This window comes from Mesoflavibacter sp. CH_XMU1422-2 (assembly GCF_037029245.1).
GTDB classification, from domain to species: domain Bacteria; phylum Bacteroidota; class Bacteroidia; order Flavobacteriales; family Flavobacteriaceae; genus Mesoflavibacter; species Mesoflavibacter zeaxanthinifaciens.
This window is the reverse complement of sequence record NZ_JAYMEE010000022.1, coordinates 1-763: the sequence shown is the minus strand read 5'-3', so window position 1 is coordinate 763 and position 763 is coordinate 1. Positions and strand designations below refer to the sequence as shown.

General features: G+C 37.6%; 1 protein-coding gene. It reads right to left on the bottom strand.

Annotated features, from left to right (window positions below):
- Positions 1–214 precede the first annotated feature (214 nt).
- Entirely contained in the window at positions 215–670 is a 456-nt protein-coding gene (locus WA340_RS03755; RefSeq protein ID WP_272854332.1) for a hypothetical protein, read from the bottom strand.
- Between the last annotated feature and the right edge of the window lie 93 nt (positions 671–763).

The following is a 763-nucleotide window of genomic DNA, read 5'->3' as shown; positions in this document are numbered from 1 at the left end:
TAGTTTTTAAATCGGCTTCGTTTTGATTTTCCGGTCGCTTAATTTGTCTTCCGTGTTTTTTTCGGAGTGCTTGTAGGTAACGGTTCGGGCTATGAGTAGTTGCGTGGGTTAGCACGAAACTTTGCAAGTACACACCAAACTGAAAATCCGCGAGGATTTTCAGAAGTAGGCAAGAACAAGCAATTGCTTATAGCCATTGTTGTGCGTTCGTATTTTATTCTTTCATTTCTACTCTTATCAGCCGAATAGTTTTCGTATCGCTTAAATTTTCTACTGTATGAGGTGCTTCAGGGTCTTTGTACATTGTCAAAGGAAAAACAAGAGGTTCAGGTAACTTCCGGGTATCTATAATCACATTTCCTTCTGCGTCTCGGTCAATGAAATCCCCAGCTTCTATAATATATAAGACACTTTTCCATTGATGATGGTGAACAGGTTCAATTTCGTTGGGTAAGACAGTTACTTCTAAAACCCTTACTTTATCATTTTCCAATAGTATTTTATGATTATTTGGTGCAGATACAACCGCATCTTGGTCTTTTGGCCAATCCGCTGGATTTCCTGTTTTATACGAAAGTTTTTGTTCTTCAGTCGTTTGTCCGAAAACTGAAATAGTCGAAAATACTGCAAAGCAAATCACAGCAATTAGAAATTTAAAAGTTGATTTCATATTTTGTCAGTTTTAGTTTAGGTGCTTACTCTAATCGGTTTTCAGCTTTCCCGTTTTTCTTTGTTACTGTCGCTTGTCATATGACGCACAACG